Genomic DNA, 23713 nt, shown 5'->3' on the forward strand with positions numbered 1-23713 from the left:
TAAAGACGTCAACTACGTGACTCGTCAGCAAGGCAACGCATTTTTACTGGCATTATCTCGCTAATATCACTCACAATTCTCAAAATGCCACAGAAGCGCAGCTGGTGTGTTTTTCGTCACTAATCCTCTTCTTTGGCTCGAGCGCGCAGGAATGCGTCGTAAAGTTCCCGATTCGAATGCGCAGTCCAGGCCCCAATCTGCTTGCACGCTGCTTTCAAACGCATGCCACCATCAACAAGTTCGGAGACCCGGCCGACTGCATCCTCCACGGTCAAGTGAGTCTGCTCGCCTCCCTCAATGACGACCGTAATTTCCCCTTTGACTCCGTCTTCTGCCCACGCTGCCAGCTCGCCAAGCGGAGCTTGTTTCACCTCTTCATAGAGTTTGGTCAGCTCACGACACACAGCTCCACGACGCTGCTCCCCCAAGACCTCCGCAGCAATGTGCAAGGTATCGGCTAAACGATGTGGAGATTCAAAGAAACACACAGCCCGCTTTTGATTACGCAGTGACTCCAGCCAACTACGCCGGGCACCGTCTTTACGCGGCGCAAAACCATCAAAGATAAACTTTCCCACCTGCAGCCCACACAGCGCTAGAGCAGTGGGCACCGCAGACGGGCCAGGAATAGCTGTCACCGGCACCCCAGCTTCGTGCGCAGCTGCCACAATATTATGTCCCGGATCCGAAACCACTGGCATGCCAGCGTCGCTAACCACCAGCACACTCGAATTGCGTGCTGCACGCAGCAGCTCAGACACCCGTCCGGCCTCGTTATGATCAAAATTCGAGACCACCTTCGCACGCAATTCCACCCCCAGAGCATTCGCAAGGTTTCGCAATCTTCTTGTATCTTCAGCAGCAATGAGCTCTGCTTGTTGCAGTGCGCTAATCAGCCGGGGGGAGGCGTCAGCAAGGTTTCCCAACGGGGTGGCCGCCACGATGATTCCATGCGGCAATTGCTGCTGCAGGTTTGCATTGTGGTTCTGCGCGCTTAACTGCTCTGGCTGATCGTTCATCACGCCTCCAGCATGGCATATCTGCTATCCGAACTCAGCACCGCAACTAACTAGGAACTTTTTCTTTTGCGCTCCGAGCTCTTGGTGTCGTCGTATCGTCGGCTGTTTATTCTCGCCTAAACTATTCCGAGTGATGGCCGTTGCTGAAAAATCGAGTGCTCCCCTGGCACGTACACGCCGGGCACACGCCCGCAGCGTGCGCCCGTACTCTACGCCCCAGCTAATAAGAATCCCGTTCGACCGCCGCGACGGTTGGTCATTCCTTCTCATTGGCGTGTTAGCCGCAATCACACGCTTTCTCGGGCTGCCACATCCAGTATCTTCCGGCACGCCGATCTTCGATGAAAAGCACTACGTGCCGCAGGCATGGGACATTGTGCGTAGCTGGGAGCACCTACTTATCGGTGGAATCGAATCCAACCCAGGTTATGGGCTCGTCGTCCATCCTCCACTGGCGAAACAGATAATTGCGCTTTCTGAGTTTGTCTTCGGGTACTCCCCAATGGGCTGGCGCACGATGGCAGCAGCCTTCGGAACAGCAGTCGTAATCATGACCATGCTGCTGGCGCGAGAGCTCACCCAAACCTGGAATATCGGCGCACTAGCTGGAATATTAGCCACTTTCGACGGTGTCCTTCTGGTCAGTTCAAAGTTCGGCATGCTGGATATTTTCCAAGTGTTTTTCATTATTACTGCCGCCTGGATGCTCGCGCGTGATCATAGGGACATGCGACGGCGGATGCACCAGGCTTGGAAAACGCTCGCCGACGAATCAACCACCGGTGCTTGGCGTTCGGTATTTGGCCCACGCTTCGGCGTGCGCTGGTGGCGTTTTGGAGCTGGCCTCATGCTCGGTGGCGCACTAGCAATTAAATGGTCCGGACTTTATTACATCGCCTTTTTCGGCCTGTTTTGTGTATTTGGCGACCTGCTTATCCGAAGGCGTTATGGCATCAGCCGACCATATTCGGCAATCTGGCTGCATGATATTCCCGCAGCGCTCGCCTCATTAGTGTTAGTGCCTATTCTGGTCTATCTCTGGAGCTGGCGGGCATGGTTTTCTAGCGAAACCGCGGTTTACCGCCATGCAGCTGTCGATGGCACCATCGACGACGATTCGCCATTACAGGCTTTACCAGATTCAATCGCCAGTTGGTTCTATTACCACCGATCGGTGTTAGATTTTCATGCTTCGTTGACAACATCAGGTGGTCACGAACACCCTTGGGATTCCAAACCTTGGTCCTGGTTAGCTGGGATACGCCCGATTCTGTATTACTCCAACACCGAATTAGATTGCCCGCTTGGCGGCGCGAAAGGTGGCTGCCGGGAAATGCTGTTTTTGTTTGGCACCCCGGCAATCTGGTGGTTAATTGTGCCGGGCCTAGCGTGGGCGTTGTGGGCCTTAATAATTCATCGAGACCACGCTTTCGCCTGGCCGTTGGTTGGCTTTGCCGCTGGTTTTTTGCCATGGCTAGCGGCTTACGACCGGCAAATGTATTTCTTTTACGCCGCCGCGTTTATCCCATTTGTTCTTGTCATATATGCGATTATTCTCGGACGTCTCATGCACCAGGGCAGATTCGTGCGCTGGCGTCTGCTTGTCCGACTCACTGGTCACGAGCTACGGCTGGGCAGCATCGTCGTTATCGTATACCTCGCCACAGTCGTCGGGATGTTTGTCTATTTCTCGCCAATTTTGTACGGCTTACCAGTCTCAAACAGCTGGTATCACTCAATGATGTGGTTACCCAGCTGGACATAACGATGCTGCACGTAGCGGTAGCGTATCCACAGCCAGGCGGTAGCAAGTGCGCTCACAAGCAGCATGGCGATCAACAAAATTTGTTCCCTGGTAGCTACCCCGAGAACCAGATCTCGAACAATAAAACCACTAAAGAACATTCCCATCGCACCAACGACCGGCATTAAGCCGGATGCCCAATAGGGGCGCCAAGCAGCAGCAAGCAAACCAAGCGAGACCCCAGCACGCAAAGCTGCGCCTTCCATCAGTGCGGTTGCCAGGTGCGGATCCGCGCTCGGATCGAGAATTGCCTCGCCCTGGACGTCTAAAGTTTGCGGGATCAATCCCCCGGAAGCAATCACTTGCACGACGGCCCAAATGCCGAAACCAACGCCACACACAAGTAGCGTAAGCCGGGCAAGAATCGTATTCAGCTCAGCCCTGCGTGCCGAACGACGCCAGGTTGGTTCCACACCAGCCAAAATATCTTCAGTCAATTGCCGCGGCGGGGTTAATTCATCACCGCTGTGCTCATTGGCGTGATGCATACTCCTCGTCAGCGCAAGCGCGCGATTTTGGAAAGTCTGGCATTGCTCACACCCGGAAACATGTGCGTCAAGAATTTCGTCAGTAATGCCGGCAGGCTCGCCATCGATGCGCGCGGACAATGCAGTTTGGATTTCATCATGACTCGGCACGACTCAACACCCCATCCACGCTGGCTCGTCCGGCACCGAAAACAACTATCACAAGTAATAGAGTAAGAAACATCAAGAAGGATTCATAACTCGGTTGCTCGCCCAAAAAATCAAGACCGCCCAGAAAATACTGGAGGGCGGCTGTTACGACAAATAGCACCCCCGCTGCAAAGGTGGTCAAAATTCCAACTACAACCGCAGCACCGAAGAAAATCTCCAGCAGCATCACAGTCCACCCCGTAATGGCTGGAGCAGGCACTGCCACAGCTGAATAGGCACCGACGGTGTCGTCCATCCCCCGGAAAAATAGCTTATCCAGGCCGCGAATGATGCAGATAACTCCAACTACGATGCGTACGAGAAACAACATGGCATCACGGATGGCGGGCTTGTGCATGCTCACTAGACTACCCCGGCTCATCGCTGGGAACCGAACATGCCATTTCCCTAGTCTAAATAACCAGTAACACACACTAACAACCGGAACCAGCCGGAGCGCTGTGGCTTACTGTTCTGTATGAACAAAGGAGACGCTATGAATGAACTAATCCCGCTGAGCAATGGCATGCTTATCGACAGTAATGGCATTACCCGGCCACCGTGGGCCTGTGCTAACGACTTACTGCGAGAATATTATGACACTGAATGGGGCCGAGAAATCTATGGTGAACAAGCCTATTTTGAACGGCTATGTCTAGAAAGTTTCCAAGCAGGTTTATCTTGGGAACTTATTTTGCGCCGCAGGGAAATCCTGCGCAAGGTATTTGCAGATTTTGATCCCGATCACCTAGCAGTTTTTCAGGAAACAGATGTGCAACACGTGCTCAAACATCCTGGGATGATCCGCAACGAGCGCAAAATTCGTGCAGTCATCAGCAATGCACAGGCTTGTGTCAATTTACGTACGGATGCGGATTACCCGGGTGGGCTGGAAGAACTCATTCGCTCTTGTGCTCCGCAAGACGCAAGAAACAAAACGGAGACAGATGCACGTATAACCATCTATAGCCATTTAGATGAAGTACCGACGAAATCCGAGGAATCAGCAGCACTGGCAAAACTGTTAAAAAAGAAGGGCTTTAGCTTCGTTGGGCCAACATCGATGTACGCATTATTCGAAGCCGTCGGGCTCATAAGATATGAAATTGCACCCGGGGACCCGGCCGTAAACGCCACAAGAGGCCAAGCTGACGGGGCCGAGTCCTGAGGCTTATACCACCCGGCGCCCGCGAGTGCGGACAGTGCGACCAGCGTTAAGTGACCCGTCGCGGGCAACACTACGCAAGGCAGGGACACGGCTGGCTTGCTGTTGCCGGTACAACGTACGCGAAGCATAATCGCCGCGATCATCGTTGAGCTGTTGATGATCGATAGTTCGTAACTCATCGAAATCCGGGCTCTCATCATCAATTTCCAACACCACAGCACCTGGGCGACGCAAGTTCGGATTGACGAAAGGTCTGTGCTCGTCCAGACGGTGTTCGTCATCTTCTCGGTTGCGCACTCCCATTCGCGCACGGCGCAACTGCCTTATGCGGCGGGCACGCAGCTCCTGCTCTTGTTGTACTTGTCCACGCAATGCAAGCAAGTACAACAGGGTAAGCAAACCAGTAACAGCTGGCAGTGCCCAGAACCAACCACCAGTTGGAATTGCAACGACCAGCAGGACCGCGAGTGCCCCGAGCAACAGCACCAAATTATTACGACGACGCTTCGTACGTTGTGCCTGCAACTTGCGTTCTGCCTCTGGATTCCAACCACCACGCTGTGAACGACGAGCAGCAAAAGCAAGTTCTTCTTCAGTCAGCGTTAATTCTGCTTCCCGGTCCGCACGCGCAGATGCCACCGAATATGCTTCCTCCGCATCCGATCCCCCGGAGACAACATCATCAGCCATAGCCGCATCATCAGTTTCAGCTTCGGCACCCTCAGTTGGATTCATCTCGGCTGGATTCGCTTCGGCTGACTCGGATTCGCTGGCCGCGGTTTCTGCAGATTCTTCTACTGCGCTCTTAGTAATCATCGAATCGGCATCAACCACGCCGGGATACAACAGATCCACCGGTGAAGTATAGGTCTCATCATGGCTATACATCTCATCCGGTGACAGCTCCGAAATGATTACGCGCGGTTGAGGTTCTGCTTCCTCTTCAACTGGCTCAGAAGCAACGTCCGCAGCTGCACCAGATTCATTGTCAATTCTTTCACCAACACCAAATTCTGCACCCAGTTCCTTGGCATTAGCAGAACCATGCGCTTGATCAGCAACGAGTTCGCCATCAATAACATCGTCGGATGAGGAAAAGGACTCGCCCTGGTCAGCAACCAGCTCGCCGTCAATAACTTCTGCTTCGTTTGCGTTCGAATGCCCCGAGTCGTCTACGCTGTCAAAGCCTGTTTCATTGCTGGAGGTAGCATTATCGACAACTTGGGGCTCGGCAGCGGAAGCGCGCTTATTCCACGGTTCGTCTATGATCTCGTATTCTTCAGCGTCAACCAGTTCGTAATCAACAGCAGGTTCAGTATCAATACCAGAGACTAAACGTGCACTGGCCATCCGCGGTCGCATTGGGGTTTTAAGCACATCCTTGCCACCCGAAAAGACCACACGCGTGTCATTGAAGCCTTCTCCGGAATGACGAATCGGCTTGTGCCCACGGAAGATCAACGGCGCAAGCACAACGAGCCAGACGACGATGATCAAAGCAATGATCAGGGTTGTTGACATGAGGAAATTGCCACCTTCCGAAGTAAGCAACTAGGCGCTAGTTATCGTTTTAGACTAATGGGAAGTGTGTGACTGAACCGCCAGGCACGCCGCAAAAGACTAGACTCACAACAACTTTCCACTCGCACGCAAACGTGCAGTCGCCGATGTGCTGTAATCGTCGGCAAGCAAACTAGCTTGTTGGTGATCACGCCACGAACCCGCAATATGTAGATACCCGCGCAAAATGCCTTCCTCGCGGAACCCATTGTTCATCAATACTTGCCTACTAGCGGGATTATCCGGCAGATACGTGGCAGTTATTCGATGCACCCCAATGCGCTGGAATGCGTGGTCTATACCGAGCGCTAACGCAGCTGTTGCCACTGAATTACCCATCATTAAAGAAGCCACCCAATACCCCACCCAGCAGCTCGCCGCGGTTCCGTGTTGGATTCCACCTAAAGTAAGTTGTCCCGCAAACTCATCATCAACCTCGATCACAAATGGCACGAGCTCCCCATGCCTGGCTTGTACATTCAGCCAACGGAGATGCTCTAACCAAGCAGTTTTCGTATGCGCGGCTTCCCACCCTCGCATCGCCGTCGGTTCAACCGGCTGTAACCACGATTGATCAACTAGCCGCTGCTCACACCAATCCGCACCGTCGCCCCGACGCAGCGGACGCAGTCGAACACGAAGTCCACTCGTCGTCCGCACTTCTGCAGTAGATTCCGGCCAACCAGGATGCACAGGGTGCGGTGTGCCTCGCGCTGGCTTCTTAGTTCTGCTAGCAGCTATTCCGAAAGGATCCAGCATGAATACTCAGTTCGTCCTGCCGAAAATATCTCGCATGGCCGTCCCCATGCAGCAGGGCTCGTAGTTTTTATGCACGCTGCGTCAAGAACATGACTTCGACGACGTCGCCAGGGCGTACTTCATCGACTTCTTCGGGAATACGAATCATTGCATTCGCTTGTGACAGTCCAGCCAACAAATGCGCGGGAGCGCCAGTGGCTCCGCCCAAACCTTCCACCAAATAGTCACTGGTTTGTGCATCACGCATTAACCGAGCCCTAATATATCCCCTCCTGCCAGGACGCGAGGTCAAATGATTTATCGATCGTGCCCGCACCAAGCGTCGGTGCGCCGCCCCCTTGCCCAATGACAAGCGGATGAGCGGCCGAACAAAAACTTCAAAAATTACCAAGGAAGAAACCGGGTTCGCTGGCAATAGGAAGACCGGTACCCGTTGTTCACCGATCAAACCGAATCCCTGTACAGACCCTGGGTGCATAGCAACCCGGCTGGTATCAATGTCCCCGAGATCTTCGAGTACTTCGCGCATCACCTGGGAACCAGAACCACCAACAGCGCCGGAAATCACGATAATTTCGCTGCGCATGATTTGGGATTGCAGCATCTCTTTGATGCGCCGCGGCTCTCCTTCTGCGATTCCTACGCGATGCACATCGGCTCCAGCGTCTTTCGCGGCCGCGGCGAGCGAATACGAATTCACATCAAAAACTTGCCCCAACCCAGGGTCGCGATCAACGTCGACCAGCTCCCGTCCATACGAGATAACAGACACCCGCGGACGTGGATAGGCCAGTACTTTTTCCCTTCCCACCGCAGCCAGCAAACCAATCTGGGCCGGGCCCAAGATCGCGCCAGAAGACACCGCAACATCGCCTGGCTGGATATCATCGCCAACGCGCCGCACAAAATCCCCGGAACGCACGGCCCGATACGGCGTCATACGTTTACGGCCTCGGTCTGTCCACTCCAGAGGTAATACAGCATCCGAAAGAGTTGGCAAAGGCGCACCTGTGTGCACCCGCACCACCTGTTTTGGCTGCAAACGCAGTGGCTGCCGCGAGCCAGCCGGGACCTCCCCAACCACAGGCAATGATTTTTCCGCGGCAGGAGGCGTAGGTGCTAAAGGGGCATCACCGACAGAATCCGTATCTCCACGAGGTGGAGCTGCACGAAGCGCTCGTTCCCCGCCAATATCAACTGCACGGACCGCGTAACCATCAATCGCCGCTTGTGGGAAACCAGGAAGTGGCTGGCTAGCTTGCACTTCCTCGGCACACATCATGCCCAGAGCGTCGGTAATCGCTATGCGCACCGGCTCCGGGGTCATGGCCGTATCAGTAATCAGCGCAAGCTGTTCTTCGACCGAACGCATAGTTGCTCTACCTTCCTGATCTTCCTGGCTTTCGGGATTATTCCGAAATCCCCTGTTCTTGTTCGTAGTCAGCTAACAATTTCTTTAAGCTCCGATACAGAGTCGGGCCATACTTCTCATTGCGCAAGCCAAAATCAACGTTCGCGGGGATAAAACCACCAGGATTTCCCAAATCATGGCGGGTCCCCTGATGCACGACGACGTGCACCGGATGGCCTTCTCGAATCAGCAGTTCAATGGCATCGGTCAACTGCAATTCGCCACCTTTACCCGGGGTGATGCGGCGCAACGCGGAGAAAATCTCCCGGTCCAGAAGATACCGGCCAGCTGCAACTAGCGTCGATGGTGCCTGCCCGGCATCTGGTTTTTCCACCATGCCTCTGACCTTGTGTACTCGTTCTGCGGATACCCCCGAGATGTCGTCAGCAGCTTCAACGTCAAATACTCCGTAATTCACGGTCTCTTCCGGAGCGACTTCAAAGGCACACAACACCGAGCCACCTAGCTGCGCTCGCACCCGTGCCATTTCTTCCATCACTCCCATTGGCAGCACGAGATCGTCGGGAAGCATAACGGCAAATGCTTCTTCCTGCTCATCCAATAATTCAGAAGCCAATCCCACCGCATGGCCTAGTCCAAGGGGTTCCTCCTGTTCTACGGCGACAGGCTGAATAAGTTCCCCGGCACGTTGGACTTTATGGGCCTGGTCGTCTTTACCCCGTGATTGCAGCGTCTCAACTAGCGCTGGGAACGCATCAAAATGCCGCATGATTTCTTGTTTATTAGGCGCGGTGATTATTGCGAGACGTTGTGCTCCACACGCTGCGGCTTCTTCTGCAATCATTTCGATACCCGGGGTATCAACTACCGGAAGGAGTTCTTTCGGCACAGTCTTCGTCGTCGGCAAAAACCGTGTGCCCAACCCTGCTGCTGGAACGACAACAGTGTTGATGATCGCTGAGTTCTTGTGCGGTGAATCCTGGATGAATCCGGAAGCATCTTGAGACATGCCCAAAACACTACCTGTTTACCGGCCCCAATTGGCTACGGCTTTCCGTAATCATTGTAGAACTATTCTAGTTATTATGAGCTCTTTTCCACTTGCCACTGCAAAAACCGAGTTACGGAGTAAACACCAACAGGCACGACAGCTCGCTGCGCACGACCGTGACACCTGGCGGAAGTCAAATGCAGCATTGGGCCAAAACGTAGCGGAATTTCTCAAGTCCTTACGATTCCCTGGGCAGCCTTTGCGAGTCGCAGGGTATGTTCCGCTTGACGACGAACCTGGAGCCGGAACTTTACTCAATGCTCTGGAATCTCACACAGATGAACTTTGGCTTCCGATCTGCCAGCCAGGTTTCCGTCTATGCTGGTCGCAATACGATGGTCCGGATTCACTCGCAGTGCGCAATCCGAGACTTCCTATCCCCGAGCCTCGTGATGAAGGTATTTCCAGCACAGAGTGTTTGCCAACACTTGACCTCATAGTTCTGCCTGCTTTAGCAATAGACCATACCGGCTACCGGCTCGGAAAAGGTGCTGGGTTCTATGACCGCGCAATCGCCGAGGCCTGGACAGCGTGTTCGAGCAATACGAGTTCTTCTGCGGTGGCGAGTGCAAAAGCAATGCCAGAACTCGTCGGTGTAGTTTTTTCTACAGAGGTATGTCCGTTTGTGCCACACGATGAGCGCGATTGTGCTGTGAACAGGATAATCACTGAAATCGGCATTACCACGATTTCTTGATCCGAAGGCTTCCAGCGGGAACCACCATAGTTCAGCGGCAGTCTAATACGGTATGCCAAGCTTTTCCCGCTTATTTCATCAACTTCGCACCCCTGGCCACCAGCGTTCCGTATTGCTACGCCGGATCTTAGCGATGCTGCTGGTGTGCGCTGCGGCGATATTGGCCCTGCATTCTCGAAGCAACGATCCAAAAGTGGTGGTGTTTACCGGCGAGCTCAAAGCCGGACAAATGATCACCATTAACGATATAGAACTGCAAGAACGCCCCGAATCTTATACTCCGGAAGGCGCGTTCACCGCCACCGAAGATGTGTTGGGAACCGTCACGGTTTCTGCCACGCAACCAGGTGAGGTAGTAACAAATGCACGTTTCATTAGTTCAGAGCTCACCGCGACGTTGGTCCAAGGAAAGAGCTCAGGCGAGATCACTGGTGAAAAGTCCGGAGAGCCGGGCCTTGAATCCGTGCACATGGTCCCGATATCTTTGGCGGACCCAGAAATAATTCCGCTACTTAATCATGGCGATACAGTCAGCGTTATTACGGAAGACACATCAGGAAACTCCCAAACGTCATTCGGGGCAGATCACCGGGATGCAGAACGCGGCATCGAGACCGGTCCCGGTCTCGATGCAGTCGACCACGCTGGAATTGACCAGCCTGGAATTGACCAAGCTAGAAACAGCATTTCGCCATATTCCGGCGGGCCCGGCCAAATCGGAAGCAACACTGTCATTGCTGAAGGCGCACGCGTTATCCTAGCGCGGGAAGCCACATCTGCAGGCAACCGGGCTACAGTAATGCTGGCGCTACCCGCCTCGGCAGCACAACGCGTCGCAGTAGCTTCTCTAGCTTCTCCACTAACGGTAGTTCTCACTGGAGAACGCGCCACGGGAAGAGATGCTCACTGATAGGCCCCCTTAATCGTGTGCGCTAAAGTGTGCACTCATGTTGCAAGGTTTCAAAGAATTCATCATGCGCGGCAACGTCATTGAGTTGTCCACTGCCGTGATTATCGGCTCAGCCTTTACCGCGATTGTTACTTCGGTTTCGGACCATATTATTAACCCGTTGATCGCTTCTTTCGGTAGCGCGGATGTTTCTGGTTTGGGTTTCCATGTGAACCCGAACAACGAAGCGACTTTTTTGGACTTCGGTGCCGTCATCACCGCTGTCATCAATTTCTTCATCGTTGCATCAATTGTCTATTTCCTCATCATTATGCCAATTAACAAGCTAGAAAAGGCTCGAAAGCGGAGCCTGGGCATTGGCAGCGACGACGACAACGACGACAAAGATCCAGCAGCAACTACCGAAGAACTACTAGCAGAAATTCGTGATTTATTGCGGGATCACACCCCTACAAACTCGCAGGCAACAGAATCAGAGACCCGCAAAGATCAGTAGGCGCTGTGCGGCGGGCGTTGTTCCCGCCAAAAAGACTCATCAAAACCTGTACTCGCGAAAGCCTGCTCTGCTGGCTTCGCTGTGGCATTGCGCTCAGGCTCATACACAGCCCCGCCTAAACCATACCCATTTTTTAATTCACGCTCGGCGGTTCGATCATAGTTCGGGGCATCAGAAATTCGTTTGGTTCGCCGACGCCTCCCGCGGTTGTTCGATTCTAAATCATTGTGCACTGTAGTCCGCCGTTTCGTGACTCATCGTTCAACCAATAGTCGCTACAAATTCTGTTTGTCTAGCTGCGCATAGACAAAGGTCTTAAGAATCCAGCGAATGTTTTTGTAATTGATCGATCAGGTGGTGCACCAGTGGCCCCAGCGTTGCCATGCCATCGCGGATCGCGGCCCTAGATGATGCCAGATTCACCACGACTGTAGATCCAGATATCCCACAGATACCACGGGAGGTACAGGCGTCCACGGCACCACAGGCTTGACCAGAAGATCGCAAAGCCTGAGCCAAGCCAGGAACCCGCATATCGACCACGCTACTGGTAGCTTCCGGTGTGCAATCTCGCGCGCCTACACCAGTACCACCGATCGAAACTACTAGATCGACGCCGCCGACCACTGCTGTTTCAATGGCTTGCCGGATTTCCGACTGATCATTACGAACCACGACGATGCCGTCAACCGTGAAATCATCTTCTGCCAACAACTCGGTAACCAAACGTCCGGTACCATCCCAGGACTCCGGGGCGCGGTCAGAAACGATGACCACCAGTGCACGTCGATAAGCAGGAAGATCCCCTTCTTTCTCGGCGGCAAGGAAAAACTCAGCGTCGGGATCGTCCAGATCCATCAATGACGGCCGGGCATTGCGGGTGGCGCGCAGATCAGTGTCTTCTGACATTCAAGCTCCAGTGCTGTTTAGAGGGGTGCTGACTAATGCTATCTAGTAACTTACTAGTTCGACAGCGTTACCTCTACCTCTTTCGGTTTATCGGCGCCTTCCGAAATTACTTCCAGTGTGACAGTCTCTCCGAATTCATGTGAACGAGTAGCTGCAATCAAGGTGTCAGAGTCATCTACCTGTCGATCATTCAGTCTGGTGACAACATCTCCCACCTGCAGCCCAGCCTGGTCAGCCGGACTGCCCGGTTCCACGCCAAGCACCAAAGCGCCATTCACCGGGTTACGCGCATCCACCTGCACACCAAGCAGTGGGTGACGCGCTTCGCCTGTCTCAATGAGCTGCCGGGCAACCCTCATTACAAAATTAGATGGAATAGCGAACCCTAGGCCAATGGAGCCGGCTTGGTCCTTCCCGGCTGAAAGCGAAGCGATCATTGAATTCATGCCGATCAAGTTGCCGTTCATGTCCACCAAGGGACCACCAGAGTTTCCCGGGTTAATCGCAGCGTCGGTTTGAATTCCGTCAATCAGCGACGACTCCCCTCCTTGCTGCGAAGCGCGCACTGGGCGGTCTACTGCTGAGACAATTCCCGAAGTCACTGTCGAACTAAGACCCAACGGCGAGCCAATAGCGACAATTTCTTGCCCCACGCGAATATCATCCGAGTCACCAAACCCGATCGTAGGTAGATCATGAGCATCGCGAATTTTAATCACAGCAATATCTGTAGCTGCATCGGAAGCAACGAAATCCGCGGCATGCCGAGTCCCATCACTCATTGTGACTTGAATCTGGCCATTCTGCCCATTCGCAACAACATGATGGTTGGTCAATACGTATCCGTCCGAGGAAATAATAGATCCGGAGCCGTCAGCAACCTGTCGTTGATCAGCGACGCGGATGGAAACCACAGTGGGAACAACTTTGTCTGCTACCTGTTCCACGGATCCTTCGGCAGCAGGCTGGGTGTTGTTCGACACCGGTTGACTCAAATTCTCAGACACCGACGTGGCTGGTTGGTTAGATGACGTCGAGTTGGACGACGTCACAACCCCCGTGATGACTCCAGTGCTGATAGAGCCAACCAACATTAAAGCCAATGCAGGCACGAGTCCAATAGTGCGCTTTGGTTTTTGCACGGGATCCGCTTGATGCGCATGTACCGGCGCAATATGCTGGTCCTGAGTTTGTACGGTTTGTGCAAACTGTGGGGATCGTTGCACATTCGCGCCTAGGCGGTCGAATTGCAACGTTTCCTCATTGGCACTGTGAGGTTCGGAGGCATCTCCTGGGCCCCAGAAATTATTGGGCTGCTGATGCGACTTATTCCATGAAGAATACGGAGATGAAGCTGAGTGATGCGGGGAAGATGATTCGTTAGCGCCAGGCTCACTGTGCCGGCCGGAGGATCCGTGTTTGTTCATGGAGTTCATTATGAATACTCTGACTGTCTTATCGCTGTACGGGCTATTTTGAAACTCTGCAGGATTTATAAAAATTTGCTTCTGCCGTATTTCCTGCTATTCAGCGTAGCAACTTTCTCCAGGGGCACTCACAGGAATTCTACAGATAGAGAAAACCCCAGCGTCCACCCCTGCTAGAGCGGGGGAAACCTGGGGTTAAGCATCAGCCACAGCTAAGAACTTGTACTGCCTGAAAGCTGCGGGCTGCTTCGAAAGAATTCTGTACTGAATCTACGCTTAGAATTCTTCGACGTCTACGAGACCAAGCTGAGCGGCCTTAACCAGACGACGTGGGATACGAACGGTCTGGCCGTCGATCTTAACTTCCTGGAGGGCGACATTGTCGGCCTTCCACTGAGAACGGCGCATGCGGGTGTTCGCACGGGACTTCTTGAACTTAGGAACTGCCATTTTCTTCTACCCTCCTTTGTTAGTTTTTCTTGCGACGGCGCGCCATAGCACCGAAACGGTTTTGGAAACGCTCCACACGACCGGCGGTGTCCATGACACGCTGTGCACCAGTCCAGAACGGATGCGACTCAGAAGTAACATCCACAACGATTAGTGGATATTCCTTACCTTCGTATTCCGTGGTGCGGTCAGAGGTTGCGGTGGACTGAGTCAAGAACTGAGTGCCGGTACCGGCATCCTGGAATACCACTGGGTGATAATCCGGGTGAATATCTTTTTTCATCTGTCGATTCCCTAAGGTTTGTAACTGGGCCGGTTCTTCGGGCCACTGCTTACGGCGACGTTCCCCACTACATGACAGAGGTCAGTCACACCACGCAGTGCAAAACACCGAAGATCGCACCCAGGTTGGGTTCGATTACGGACAACTCTGAACATCTTACAGCCATAAGCGAATTATAAAAAAACTATCCACTACACTTGGTTTTTCCGCCTGCAAGGTGTAACGTTTTTGAGTGCTGTTGTCGAAATGTTCGCAAACGCCCCGTCAACTGGTCATATACAACACCGTGGATTCTTACCCTCACACCCTCACATTTCAAGGATCCAGATGCAGTGTTGTCGCAATCAGTCACGATGTGGGCGGCTAGGAGAAAGATTACCCATGTCGGCTATTTGCCAGGTAACGGGACGCAAGCCAGAATTTGGCAAGCAAGTCTCGCACTCGCACCGCCGCACGTCGCGTCGTTGGAACCCCAACGTGCAGCGTCGGCGTTACTTCCTGCCTTCTGAAGGCCGGACCATCACGTTGACCGTGTCCACCAAAGGAATCAAGATCATCGACCGCGATGGCATTGAATCTGTAGTGGCGAAGATTCGCGCCCGGGGAGAGAAGGTATAACGATGGCCCGTAATGACATTCGTCCAATCACCAAGCTGAAGTCCACCGCGGGCACTGGCTACACTTACGTGACACGTAAGAACAAGCGCAACAACCCGGATCGCATCAGCTTGAAGAAATACGATCCGATTGCCCGTAAGCACGTCGAATTCCGCGAGGAGCGATAGAAATGGCTAAAAAGTCAAAGATCGCCAAGAATGAGCAGCGCAAGGAAATCGTTGCCCGCTATGCGGAGCGTCGCGCTGAACTCAAGGCAATCATCAAAGACCAAACCAAGTCCGAAGAAGAGCGCTTGGATGCCCAGTTCGAGTTGAACCGGCAACCACGCGACGCTTCACCGGTGCGCGTTCGTAACCGTGACTCTCACGACGGTCGCCCTCGTGGCTACCTGCGTAAGTTCGGTTTGTCCCGTGTCCGTATGCGTCAGATGGCCCACAACGGTGAGCTTCCTGGCGTTCGTAAGTCCAGCTGGTAAAGGGAGGACACCACCATGGCTTCGAAGCGCAATAATCAAAAGAAGTTCCGTATGGAACAGTCCCGTCGCCCTAAGAAGAACCCTCTGAAGGCACGCGGCATCTCTCAGGTAGATTACAAGGACACTGAAACCTTGCGCCTGTTTATCTCGGATCGCCACAAGATCCGTTCCCGTCGCGTTACCGGCTTGACCCCACAGCAGCAGCGCCAGGTTGCTACTGCGATCAAGAACGCACGCGAGATGGCACTCCTGCCGTTCACTACCCGCTAAAGACGGGCTAGAACAAGGCAACAACAGCAGCCATCAGTTCTACTTCCCCGGTTTCACATCAACAAGTACGTGGAACCGGGGTTTTGCTATCTTAAATACCATAGGACGGTCTGACTCCATCTTTTGTGTAATCTTGAGGATTATTGCCCGGCAACGTTTTCAGAGCCTGAGAAAAGCGCATGGTCAAGAAACAAGGTTGAGCACAACACAGGGAGGTTTCGAATGACAGGAACCGTCGGTCGTCCGCGCAAAAACCGGCCACGTAGACGCGGTGCAAACGCGCGCGAAGAAATCTTGGATGCTTCTGCGGAACTATTTACGACGCAGGGATTCGCGATGACCTCAACTCATCAAATCGCTGAAGCTGTCGGGATCCGCCAAGCTTCGCTGTATTATCACTTTCCATCAAAAGCTGAAATCTTCCTGAATTTACTGAATTCAACCATTGAGCCGTCACTGAAGCTCGCGCAGTTCTTATCGACGTCTGATAACCCGGTGGAATTACGTATTTGGGCTTTAGTTGCTGCTGAATCCCGAATTTTGCTTTCCGGCCGTTGGAATGTTGGGCGACTTTACCAATTGCCTGTCGCTAACTCTCCAGAATTTGCCGATTATCATCGGAGGAAAGCACGGCTTGCCGAATACTTCCGCCAGTCCGCGTCCGAGATCGTCGGCCAAGACCTCCGCGCAGACCTGCCTTTCCATCTAGCCCTTTCCACAATCGAAATGCGCCCGAATGATGGCATCGCTCCACAGCCATTGCAAAGCAACAAACTACCGGAAGTTGCCATCATGCTCGCTGACGCTGCCCTTTCTGTGCTCGGAGCACCACTGCCCACTGATCGTGAACAACGCACCTTGGATCTTCTCGTTCCCAGTGAAGAAACATAACGAGTTTCCTGGTTCTGTGATACCTACGCTGAATTCGAACCTGGCCGTTGGGCGGTTACGCAAGTAGGAATACTGGCATCTAAGCTTCTTATAGCACCAAAGAAAAGAGCTGAGAGGATAAATCGTGCGCATAGCCGTTCTTGTTAAGGAAGTTCCCGACACGAGCAAACGTCGAGAACTCGATTTAGAAACTGGACTAATCCGACGTCACGATGGCGCAGACAACGTCGAAATGGTTCTCGATGAAAGTAGTCAACGCGCGGTAGAAGCAGCACTGCGGATTAGAGAATCAAACTCTGATCAGCTCGACGAGAGCATCACCATCGACGCTATATCGATGGCCCCCGAAGCCGCACTAGACTCAATTCGCCGGGCTCTTTCTATGGGTGCTGATGAAGCTGTTCTTGTTCATGACAAAACCTTAGTGGGTGCTGATTTAACAACGACCGCGGAGGTGCTCGCCGCAGCCCTTCGGAAGCGAAAATACGACCTAATTATTTGTGGTAATGAATCAAGCGATGGCGCTTCCGGTGCTCTGCCCGCTATGATCGCTGAGCACCTGAAGCTGGCAGTACTCAGCCATTTAACATCGATTCAGCTTGCACAGTCTGCACCGGACGGTGACCTCAGTATTAGCGCATCCCGCCGCACTGAGTCTGCAGTGCAATCCTTGGAAGTAGCATGCCCAGCTGTGGTTTCCGTCTCTGACGCTTTCCCGGACCCACGCTTTCCTAATTTCAAAGGCATTATGGCCGGCAAGAAGAAACCAATTACTCAATTCAGTCTCGAAGATTTAAGCGTCGACGCTGAGGATTTCTCGCATCCGAAAGCAATTATGACAGCTGTCGCCCCAAAACCGCCTAGGCAGCCGGGTAGCAAGGTTCACGACGACGGTGATGCTGCTGCGAAGATTCTTGAATACCTCGAGCGCAACAAGCTTATTTAGGAGCCCCTATGACCTACCCGGAAAACAGCGTCCTCGTTGTCGGCCACGCATCTGCCAACGGAGATCTCCCCGATTCCATTACTGAATTGTGTGGTGCCGCCAGCCTTATCGGGACACCAGTGGTTCTGCTCATTTGTCCTTCGGAGATCAACGAGACAACTACCCAGGACCTGGCACAGGCTGGCGCAGAACACGTAGCGGTCGCGGTACAGGATTATTCCGAACTTGGTTCTTCTATCGACGCCTTAGAAAAGGCATTTTCTGAGTTTTCACCAGTCGCGACCATATGTAGTGCCGATACTGAAGGCAGCGATCTAGCCGGACGAGCCGCAGTTCGTCTACACCGCGCTCTCCTTAGCGATGCGATCGGCATCGCTAAGGACGACGAGGGCATCATTGCCTACCACTCTGTGCTTGGCGGCAGTTTTCAAGTGACGTCTGCGGCAACTTTTAAGTCACCAGTCATTACCCTCCGCCCAGGATGCGTTGAACATCGGGCCGCCCCTGGAGCAGGCAATATAATAAACCTCGCGGTAATCAACTCAACACCAACTTCGACCATCCACGAAACAACTCCGATAGAGCGCTCTGCCCACCGTCCTGCATTGCGTAGCGCAAAAACCGTGGTTGCCGGTGGTCGCGCTTTCGATTCAAAGGAGAGCTTCCAGATTGTAGAAGATCTTGCCGACGCATTCGGTGGTTCTGTGGGGGCTTCGCGTGCTGCTGTTGATGCTGGCTGCGCTGATCGTGCGTCCCAGGTAGGCCAAGCTGGTGCCACTATCCAACCTGAGCTTTATTTCGCCCTAGGAATTTCCGGGGCACCTCATCACATAACGGGTATGCAATCTTCCAAACACATCATTGCGGTCAATAACGATGAAGAAGCTCCGATCTTTGACATTGCCGACTTCGGCGTCGTGGGAGATGTCTACCAGGTTGTTCCTGAGCTCACGAGTTTGCTTGCGCAGCGAAAGGGATAATGCATGAACTCGCAACCAAATCTTCGTCGGGGTCTGCCGCGCGTCAGCGGTGGACAGCCATGGCCTCCACAAGACCAAAACAATGAGCAACAGCTCTCAAGTACACGCATACGCCAGGGACTTCCCCGGACGCCCGGTGGATCCCCTTGGCCCCCTGTCGACTACGCTGCAGCGGCAGCCCCAACGTCGCCGTCACAGCCGGGGAAAGAGCCAGAGCCTTCCGCCCAGCACGCAGCACCACCAAACGATAATAAGCTCACCCCAAAAACCGGGATTACTGCAGCACAGCGCTTTCAACAGCGTAGGAAGAACAATAAACAACAGACTGCTGCGCAGAATCAAAAGTCGCCCCAGACCAATGCTGGGCAGGCGACAAATGCGCAGTCTCAACCAAGCCCCCAGCAACCGCAAGAACAACAACCCTCTACACCAGCTGCCACTCCTGCGCGGCAAAACTCCCAGAAAGAATCTGTTTTTGCGCGTCAATATGGGGCCTTCAGTCTCCGACAATGGCTCGGAGGCGGCTTAGTTGGACTTGGCAGTATCTTTTTAGTGGCCGCGCTCGTCGTTATGGGCACGCGCTGGTTCCTGAACACCGAAACCGGCGCAGACTTCATCGCGACCTACGACGGTCATCCAGAATTACCCGAAAGCAGCCCAGAAGGAATCCCCACGTGGTTGGCATGGCAGCATTTCTTGAATTTTTTCTTCATGGCGTTAATCGTTAAGACTGGTTTTGCGATTCGGTACGAACGCAAAGCACCGGCATATTGGGCTCCGAAGAAAAACCCTGGACAGAAAATCAGCCTGACTATCTGGACTCACCTGATTCTGGATCTGTTGTGGGTTATCAACGGTGGAATCTTTTTTATCTTGTTATTTGCAACCAGCCAATGGGTACGCATCGTGCCCACCAGCCTAGATATCTTCCCGCATGCAGTATCCGCTGGCCTGCAATATGCGTCTTTAGACTGGCCAACCGAAAATGGCTGGGTACATTACAACGGTCTGCAATTGCTCATGTATTTCTTCACCGTTTTCATCGTGGCTCCGGCCGCAATAGCCACCGGGCTACGGATGTCTCATCTGTGGCCCGGTAATCCTGTGCTGGCCAAGATCTACCCGGTCAGTATCGCACGCAAAATGCACATCCCCATCGCGCTATATTTCTTAATTTTCACCGTGATTCACGTGCTCATGGTCTTCGCAACCGGTGCACTGCGCAATCTCAACCACATGTGGGCCGCACAAGGCGACCCAGACCCTACAGCGTATGCAGGCAACTGGACCGGCTTTATTTTCTTTGTCATCGGACTAGTGGTCACGGCTGCCACGGTGGTTTTTGCTCGTCCGATGGTACTGGCTCCATTCGCGCGACTTTTCGGCAAGGTCACAGCCCGTTAGCAGAATCATTATGTCCAGCTCGCAAGCACGAAAACGTAAGCGGCTCCAGCGCCGACCGGTTGCGACAACGCGCAAAGGTCGTCGCCACGATTGCTCAAGATCACAATGCCCGATGATTCGGTCTCGCAGGCCCGCATTTTCGAGCCGGACAACGGCCCAACCCGAGAAACCAAACCATATCGCACGAAACAAAAACTGTCGCCACACTCCGCGACAGGTGATGGTGACAAACCATTAGTCGTCATCTGGCCTGGTTTTGGCATGGGTGCACGGTATTTCGATCCTATGGGGCGCGAACTGGCCCGTCGCGGGTATCTTGTTGCTGGCGGTGAATTACGCGGGCAAGGTAGCTCAACAGCAAAAGCCACGCGCAAGCACACCTGGGGGTATCACCATTTGGCATCTCAGGATTTTCCGATCACGATCAAAGCCGTGAAGAAAGACCTCGGACTAGCTATAACTACCCTACAGTGTTCCTCTGCCACTCTTTAGGAGGACAGATTGCCCCCTTGTTTTTCACTCGTAAAGAAGCCATAGAGCTCAACGTACAAGGATTCCTGGCAGTCGGAACTGGAAGCCCGTACTACCCGGGATATTCGGGGCTCGTTCGACGCAAATTACGAATCGGTACCATTATCATTCAAGCGATCGTCACCATTTTCGGCTATCAACCCGCCGGAAAGCTGGACCTGACCGGATATGGTCGCCAGGCAAAACACGTGATGTTGGAATGGATCAGGTTTTCACGCTCTAACCAACAGCGTGGTTTACTCGGTGAGGATCGTGACTATGACGATGCTAAAAACGGAGTAACAATCCCAGTGTTACTCACGCGTTTCCACACCGACCAAGATTGCACGCGCAAAGCAGCTGAGCATCTCGCGGCCGGTTTGCCTAACGCCGACGTAACTATCGAGGAATATCCAAAGCGGCTCGGCCACAACAGGTGGGCACGTGAGCCGCAGATAATCGCGGAGCGTTTGGAAAAGTTTGTTGGCACGTTGTCTTCGCCGTAAAACATCAGGCAATAACTAGTTGCGCCATTCCCCCACAACCGGTGGTGTCCGGCTGCACCTTGCAAACTGCCAATTACACCCCAGTAGGCGAACCCGTTCATAAGCTAGGAACGGGCTCGCCATGGAAGACACGGTCTCTTTAGTGGAAGAAGTGGCGGGTTCCGGTGAAGTACAGTGCTACGCCTGCCTTTTCTGCAGCTGCGATTACTTCTTCGTCGCGGATCGAGCCGCCTGGAGACACCACGGCTTTTACTCCTGCATCCAACAGAACTTCTAAGCCATCAGCAAACGGGAAGAATGCGTCCGAGGCAGCAACCGAACCATTGGCACGCTGTTCATCGTCGCCAAGAGTGTTGGCGCGTTCAACAGCCAAACGTGCCGAATCTACTCGGTTAACCTGTCCCATGCCCACACCGACAGTAGCGGATTCACGGGAAAGCACAATCGCATTTGATTTCACCGAGCGTACAGCGCGCCATGCAAATTCTAGATCCGCTAGTACTTCACCATCGACTGCTGCACCAGCAACCAACTTCCAGTTTTCTGCTTGATCGCCATCGGCCTGGTAACGGTCAGGTTCTTGGAACAATACACCACCGGAAATCACCTTGGAATCCCAAGATCCAGCATTGTCCGCAGACAGTTGCTGCTCCCCTGAAGCATCTGATGCTGTTTGCTGGGAATCATCCACCAACGAAGCATCTTCAACCTGCAAGATACGGATATTCTTCTTCCCCTGCAGTACCTCGACAGCTCCGTCTTCGTATCCCGGAGCCAGGATTACCTCTGTGAAGACCTCAGCAACCTGGTGCGCCATATCGACACTGACTGGACGGTTGGTCGCAATTACACCGCCAAAAGCGGAAACTGGGTCACAAGCATGGGCTCTGCTGTGTGCCTGGGCAATCGATTCGTCAGATACAGCAATTCCACATGGGTTGGCGTGTTTGATAATCGCTACACAGGCACGCTGGTGATCGTGCGCGGCGCGCCAAGCAGCTTCGGCATCCTGATAATTGTTGAAGCTCATTTCTTTACCATGCAGCTGTTTTGCATTGGCAACACCTCCGGCGCCTGGGATGCGCTCCAAATAAGCAGCCTGGTGTGGGTTCTCGCCATAGCGCAACTGTGTAGTTGGAACATCTTGGGCCAGTTCAGACTCTGATTTTTCTTCAGCTTCAGCAACCAGCTCGGCAAGCATCCATGACGACACCGCCAAATCGTATTTCGACGTATGCGTAAATGCCTCCAACGCGAGCTGACGGCGTTCTTCCAAGCTAAATCCAGCACCAGCGGCAGCTCGTTGCACCACGTCATAATTAGCGGGATCGACGACTACGGCAACTGAATCATGGTTTTTCGCTGCAGCACGCACCATCGCTGGGCCACCGATATCAATCTTCTCAATGCATTCCTGCACATTTGCGCCCGAAGCCACAGTTTCTTCAAATGGGTACAGGTTGACGACCACCAGGTCGAATGGAGCAATACCAAGCTCATTTAGCTGGTCGCGATGTTTTTGCTTCGTGCGATCCGCCAAAATTCCACCATGCACGCGCGGGTGCAAGGTTTTCACACGGCCGTCAAAGCACTCCGGAAATTCAGTCACGTTCTCTACCGGGGTAACCTCGACACCAGCATCAGCAATCACTTTGGCAGTCGAGCCCGTCGATACAATCTCTACCCCAGCTTTAGCAAGACCACGCGCTAAATCTTCCAAACCGGTTTTGTCATAAACGCTGATTAATGCGCGAGTGATCTTCGTCTGCTGTGTTCCAGATCCTTGGGTGTTTTCTACGGTCATAGTAGTACCTGCATCCTTAACGGTTGTGATGTGATGAGCTGTGAAGTGTTGGCCATAATCTAGATTAGCCATCGTTTGGTGTTTGCCTAGGGGGTGTATGGCACTTCCCCGGCAGAGACTGCGAAGCCCCTTAGCTAATTATGGTGAAAAACTACTTTCTTGGAATCTTGCTCGACTTCGGCCGACTGCAAGAGAGCGACCAATAGTTCTCGCTCAATTTTTTTAATCCGCTCATGTAATTCATCTTCTCGTTCTCCAAGCTGAATGTCTATCGCGCGTTGAGCGATGATGGGGCCGGTATCTACGCCCTCGTCTACATAATGCACTGTAGAGCCGGTAACTTTCACTCCATAGTCCAGAGCATCGCGCACTGCATGTGCGCCAGGAAACGACGGCAAAAGAGCCGGATGCGTATTAATGAGACGACCTCGAAATTTCTGGACGAAGCTCGGTCCCAGGATTTTCATGAAGCCAGCAGAAACAATCAGGTCTGGCGTACCCACGGATTTAGTTAGCTGCTCGTCCCAGTGGGAGCGGTCGTGCTGCATCGGCACAACAGCAGTTTCCACCCCGGCGGCCCGTGCACGATCTAAAGCCGGGCATTCGCGGTCGGAAACAACTAGTACAACAGCATAATTTTCATCTTGGTTATCAAGGAGAGCTTGTAATAGCGTCCCGCTCCCCGAAACCAAGGCAGTCAGTCGCAGTGGTGTATTCACATCTCACT

Annotated in this window: 29 protein-coding genes; 15 read left to right on the forward strand and 14 right to left on the reverse strand. The window is 53.3% G+C overall.

Annotated elements, in window-relative coordinates; all coding sequences use genetic code 11:
- Positions 1–119: 119 nt before the first annotated feature.
- Positions 120–1019 (reverse strand): 16S rRNA (cytidine(1402)-2'-O)-methyltransferase, encoded by a 900-nt coding sequence (gene rsmI / locus HMPREF1292_RS09930; RefSeq protein WP_023019758.1) that lies wholly within the window; start codon positions 1017–1019, stop codon positions 120–122.
- Positions 1020–1152: 133 nt separating this feature from the next.
- On the opposite strand from rsmI, the gene HMPREF1292_RS09935 reads away from it, so the two are divergent.
- The gene (locus HMPREF1292_RS09935) at positions 1153–2784 is read left to right on the forward strand and encodes a dolichyl-phosphate-mannose--protein mannosyltransferase (RefSeq protein ID WP_023019759.1); all 1632 of its coding nucleotides are present in this window, start codon (positions 1153–1155) and stop codon (positions 2782–2784) included.
- Here the strand turns inward: HMPREF1292_RS09935 and HMPREF1292_RS09940 are convergent.
- Complete coding sequence (locus tag HMPREF1292_RS09940) at positions 2751–3461, reverse strand: zf-HC2 domain-containing protein (RefSeq protein ID WP_023019760.1); 711 nt, start codon at positions 3459–3461, stop codon at positions 2751–2753. The genes HMPREF1292_RS09935 and HMPREF1292_RS09940 overlap by 34 nt on opposite strands.
- Positions 3448–3858, reverse strand: a complete 411-nt coding sequence (locus tag HMPREF1292_RS09945) for a DoxX family protein (RefSeq protein WP_021352796.1) — start codon at positions 3856–3858, stop codon at positions 3448–3450. Before HMPREF1292_RS09945 ends, HMPREF1292_RS09940 begins: the two co-directional genes overlap by 14 nt.
- 138 nt (positions 3859–3996) lie before the next feature.
- Between HMPREF1292_RS09945 and HMPREF1292_RS09950 the strand changes: the two genes are divergently transcribed.
- Entirely contained in the window at positions 3997–4668 is a 672-nt protein-coding gene (locus HMPREF1292_RS09950; protein ID WP_023019762.1) for a DNA-3-methyladenine glycosylase I, read from the forward strand.
- Positions 4669–4671: 3 nt separating this feature from the next.
- Here HMPREF1292_RS09950 and glpR read toward each other — a convergent pair whose 3' ends face one another.
- The 4 genes from glpR to HMPREF1292_RS09970 all read right to left on the reverse strand — a co-directional run bounded on the left by glpR (position 4672) and on the right by HMPREF1292_RS09970 (position 9368).
- Positions 4672–6189, reverse strand: a complete 1518-nt coding sequence (glpR, locus tag HMPREF1292_RS09955) for a gephyrin-like molybdotransferase receptor GlpR (protein ID WP_023019763.1) — start codon at positions 6187–6189, stop codon at positions 4672–4674.
- Between the two features lie 105 nt (positions 6190–6294).
- Positions 6295–6987, reverse strand: coding sequence for a GNAT family N-acetyltransferase (locus HMPREF1292_RS09960; RefSeq protein ID WP_023019764.1), 693 nt, complete (start codon positions 6985–6987; stop codon positions 6295–6297).
- A gap of 67 nt (positions 6988–7054) precedes the next feature.
- Positions 7055–8359, reverse strand: a complete 1305-nt coding sequence (gene glp, locus HMPREF1292_RS09965) for a gephyrin-like molybdotransferase Glp (RefSeq protein WP_021352800.1) — start codon at positions 8357–8359, stop codon at positions 7055–7057.
- 37 nt (positions 8360–8396) lie between these two features.
- The gene (locus HMPREF1292_RS09970; RefSeq protein ID WP_023019765.1) at positions 8397–9368 is read right to left on the reverse strand and encodes a UTP--glucose-1-phosphate uridylyltransferase; all 972 of its coding nucleotides are present in this window, start codon (positions 9366–9368) and stop codon (positions 8397–8399) included.
- 76 nt (positions 9369–9444) lie between these two features.
- Between HMPREF1292_RS09970 and HMPREF1292_RS10935 the strand changes: the two genes are divergently transcribed.
- Genes HMPREF1292_RS10935 through mscL form a run of 3 tightly spaced genes read left to right on the forward strand, consistent with a single transcriptional unit; the run spans position 9445 to position 11513 of the window.
- Complete coding sequence (locus HMPREF1292_RS10935; protein WP_023019766.1) at positions 9445–10107, forward strand: 5-formyltetrahydrofolate cyclo-ligase; 663 nt, start codon at positions 9445–9447, stop codon at positions 10105–10107.
- Between the two features lie 52 nt (positions 10108–10159).
- Positions 10160–11017 carry an SAF domain-containing protein gene (locus HMPREF1292_RS09980; protein ID WP_034645304.1) on the forward strand — a complete coding sequence of 286 codons (858 nt, stop codon included), beginning with the start codon at positions 10160–10162 and terminating at the stop codon, positions 11015–11017.
- A 37-nt stretch (positions 11018–11054) separates the two neighbouring features.
- Positions 11055–11513, forward strand: coding sequence for a large conductance mechanosensitive channel protein MscL (gene mscL / locus HMPREF1292_RS09985; RefSeq protein WP_023019768.1), 459 nt, complete (start codon positions 11055–11057; stop codon positions 11511–11513).
- On the opposite strand, the gene HMPREF1292_RS09990 is transcribed toward mscL, so the two are convergent.
- The 5 genes from HMPREF1292_RS09990 to HMPREF1292_RS10010 form a co-directional block, all read right to left on the reverse strand.
- Positions 11507–11746, reverse strand: coding sequence for a hypothetical protein (locus HMPREF1292_RS09990; RefSeq protein WP_023019769.1), 240 nt, complete (start codon positions 11744–11746; stop codon positions 11507–11509). The two genes, mscL and HMPREF1292_RS09990, sit on opposite strands and share 7 nt — an antisense overlap.
- Positions 11747–11828: 82 nt before the next feature.
- The gene (locus HMPREF1292_RS09995; protein WP_023019770.1) at positions 11829–12422 is read right to left on the reverse strand and encodes a molybdenum cofactor biosynthesis protein B; all 594 of its coding nucleotides are present in this window, start codon (positions 12420–12422) and stop codon (positions 11829–11831) included.
- A 53-nt stretch (positions 12423–12475) separates the two neighbouring features.
- Positions 12476–13849 carry a S1C family serine protease gene (locus HMPREF1292_RS10000; protein ID WP_126849608.1) on the reverse strand — a complete coding sequence of 458 codons (1374 nt, stop codon included), beginning with the start codon at positions 13847–13849 and terminating at the stop codon, positions 12476–12478.
- Between the two features lie 276 nt (positions 13850–14125).
- Positions 14126–14299: a 50S ribosomal protein L32 gene (rpmF, locus tag HMPREF1292_RS10005; protein ID WP_018121217.1), complete on the reverse strand. Its 174-nt coding sequence runs from the start codon at positions 14297–14299 to the stop codon at positions 14126–14128.
- A 19-nt stretch (positions 14300–14318) separates the two neighbouring features.
- Positions 14319–14582, reverse strand: coding sequence for a type B 50S ribosomal protein L31 (locus tag HMPREF1292_RS10010; RefSeq protein WP_023019772.1), 264 nt, complete (start codon positions 14580–14582; stop codon positions 14319–14321).
- A 381-nt stretch (positions 14583–14963) separates the two neighbouring features.
- Here HMPREF1292_RS10010 and rpmB point away from each other — a divergent pair, with 381 nt between their 5' ends.
- From rpmB to HMPREF1292_RS11450, 10 genes are all read left to right on the forward strand, one after another.
- Complete coding sequence (gene rpmB / locus HMPREF1292_RS10015; RefSeq protein ID WP_018121215.1) at positions 14964–15200, forward strand: 50S ribosomal protein L28; 237 nt, start codon at positions 14964–14966, stop codon at positions 15198–15200.
- A 2-nt stretch (positions 15201–15202) separates the two neighbouring features.
- The gene (gene rpmG, locus HMPREF1292_RS10020) at positions 15203–15367 is read left to right on the forward strand and encodes a 50S ribosomal protein L33 (RefSeq protein ID WP_018121214.1); all 165 of its coding nucleotides are present in this window, start codon (positions 15203–15205) and stop codon (positions 15365–15367) included.
- Positions 15368–15369: 2 nt separating this feature from the next.
- Positions 15370–15675, forward strand: coding sequence for a 30S ribosomal protein S14 (gene rpsN, locus HMPREF1292_RS10025; RefSeq protein WP_018121213.1), 306 nt, complete (start codon positions 15370–15372; stop codon positions 15673–15675).
- Between the two features lie 15 nt (positions 15676–15690).
- Positions 15691–15945 (forward strand): 30S ribosomal protein S18, encoded by a 255-nt coding sequence (rpsR, locus tag HMPREF1292_RS10030; RefSeq protein ID WP_021352148.1) that lies wholly within the window; start codon positions 15691–15693, stop codon positions 15943–15945.
- A 222-nt stretch (positions 15946–16167) separates the two neighbouring features.
- Entirely contained in the window at positions 16168–16836 is a 669-nt protein-coding gene (locus tag HMPREF1292_RS10035; RefSeq protein ID WP_023019773.1) for a TetR/AcrR family transcriptional regulator, read from the forward strand.
- A gap of 124 nt (positions 16837–16960) precedes the next feature.
- The gene (locus HMPREF1292_RS10040) at positions 16961–17782 is read left to right on the forward strand and encodes an electron transfer flavoprotein subunit beta/FixA family protein (RefSeq protein WP_023019774.1); all 822 of its coding nucleotides are present in this window, start codon (positions 16961–16963) and stop codon (positions 17780–17782) included.
- Positions 17783–17790: 8 nt separating this feature from the next.
- Positions 17791–18762 (forward strand): electron transfer flavoprotein subunit alpha/FixB family protein, encoded by a 972-nt coding sequence (locus HMPREF1292_RS10045; RefSeq protein WP_023019775.1) that lies wholly within the window; start codon positions 17791–17793, stop codon positions 18760–18762.
- 3 nt (positions 18763–18765) lie between these two features.
- The gene (locus tag HMPREF1292_RS10940) at positions 18766–20166 is read left to right on the forward strand and encodes a cytochrome b/b6 domain-containing protein (protein WP_023019776.1); all 1401 of its coding nucleotides are present in this window, start codon (positions 18766–18768) and stop codon (positions 20164–20166) included.
- A gap of 90 nt (positions 20167–20256) precedes the next feature.
- Entirely contained in the window at positions 20257–20658 is a 402-nt protein-coding gene (locus HMPREF1292_RS11445) for a hypothetical protein (protein ID WP_232218024.1), read from the forward strand.
- Positions 20659–20675: 17 nt separating this feature from the next.
- The gene (locus HMPREF1292_RS11450) at positions 20676–21182 is read left to right on the forward strand and encodes a hypothetical protein (protein ID WP_051137395.1); all 507 of its coding nucleotides are present in this window, start codon (positions 20676–20678) and stop codon (positions 21180–21182) included.
- 139 nt (positions 21183–21321) lie between these two features.
- Here HMPREF1292_RS11450 and purH read toward each other — a convergent pair whose 3' ends face one another.
- Together purH and purN are read right to left on the reverse strand one after the other, a co-directional pair.
- On the reverse strand, positions 21322–22986 hold the full coding sequence (gene purH, locus HMPREF1292_RS10060; RefSeq protein ID WP_034645307.1) for a bifunctional phosphoribosylaminoimidazolecarboxamide formyltransferase/IMP cyclohydrolase: 1665 nt from the start codon (positions 22984–22986) through the stop codon (positions 21322–21324).
- A 134-nt stretch (positions 22987–23120) separates the two neighbouring features.
- Positions 23121–23705 carry a phosphoribosylglycinamide formyltransferase gene (gene purN / locus HMPREF1292_RS10065; protein WP_023019780.1) on the reverse strand — a complete coding sequence of 195 codons (585 nt, stop codon included), beginning with the start codon at positions 23703–23705 and terminating at the stop codon, positions 23121–23123.
- Between the last annotated feature and the right edge of the window lie 8 nt (positions 23706–23713).

It is taken from the genome of Corynebacterium sp. KPL1995 (assembly GCF_000477935.1).
Classification (GTDB): Bacteria; Actinomycetota; Actinomycetes; order Mycobacteriales; family Mycobacteriaceae; genus Corynebacterium; species Corynebacterium pseudodiphtheriticum.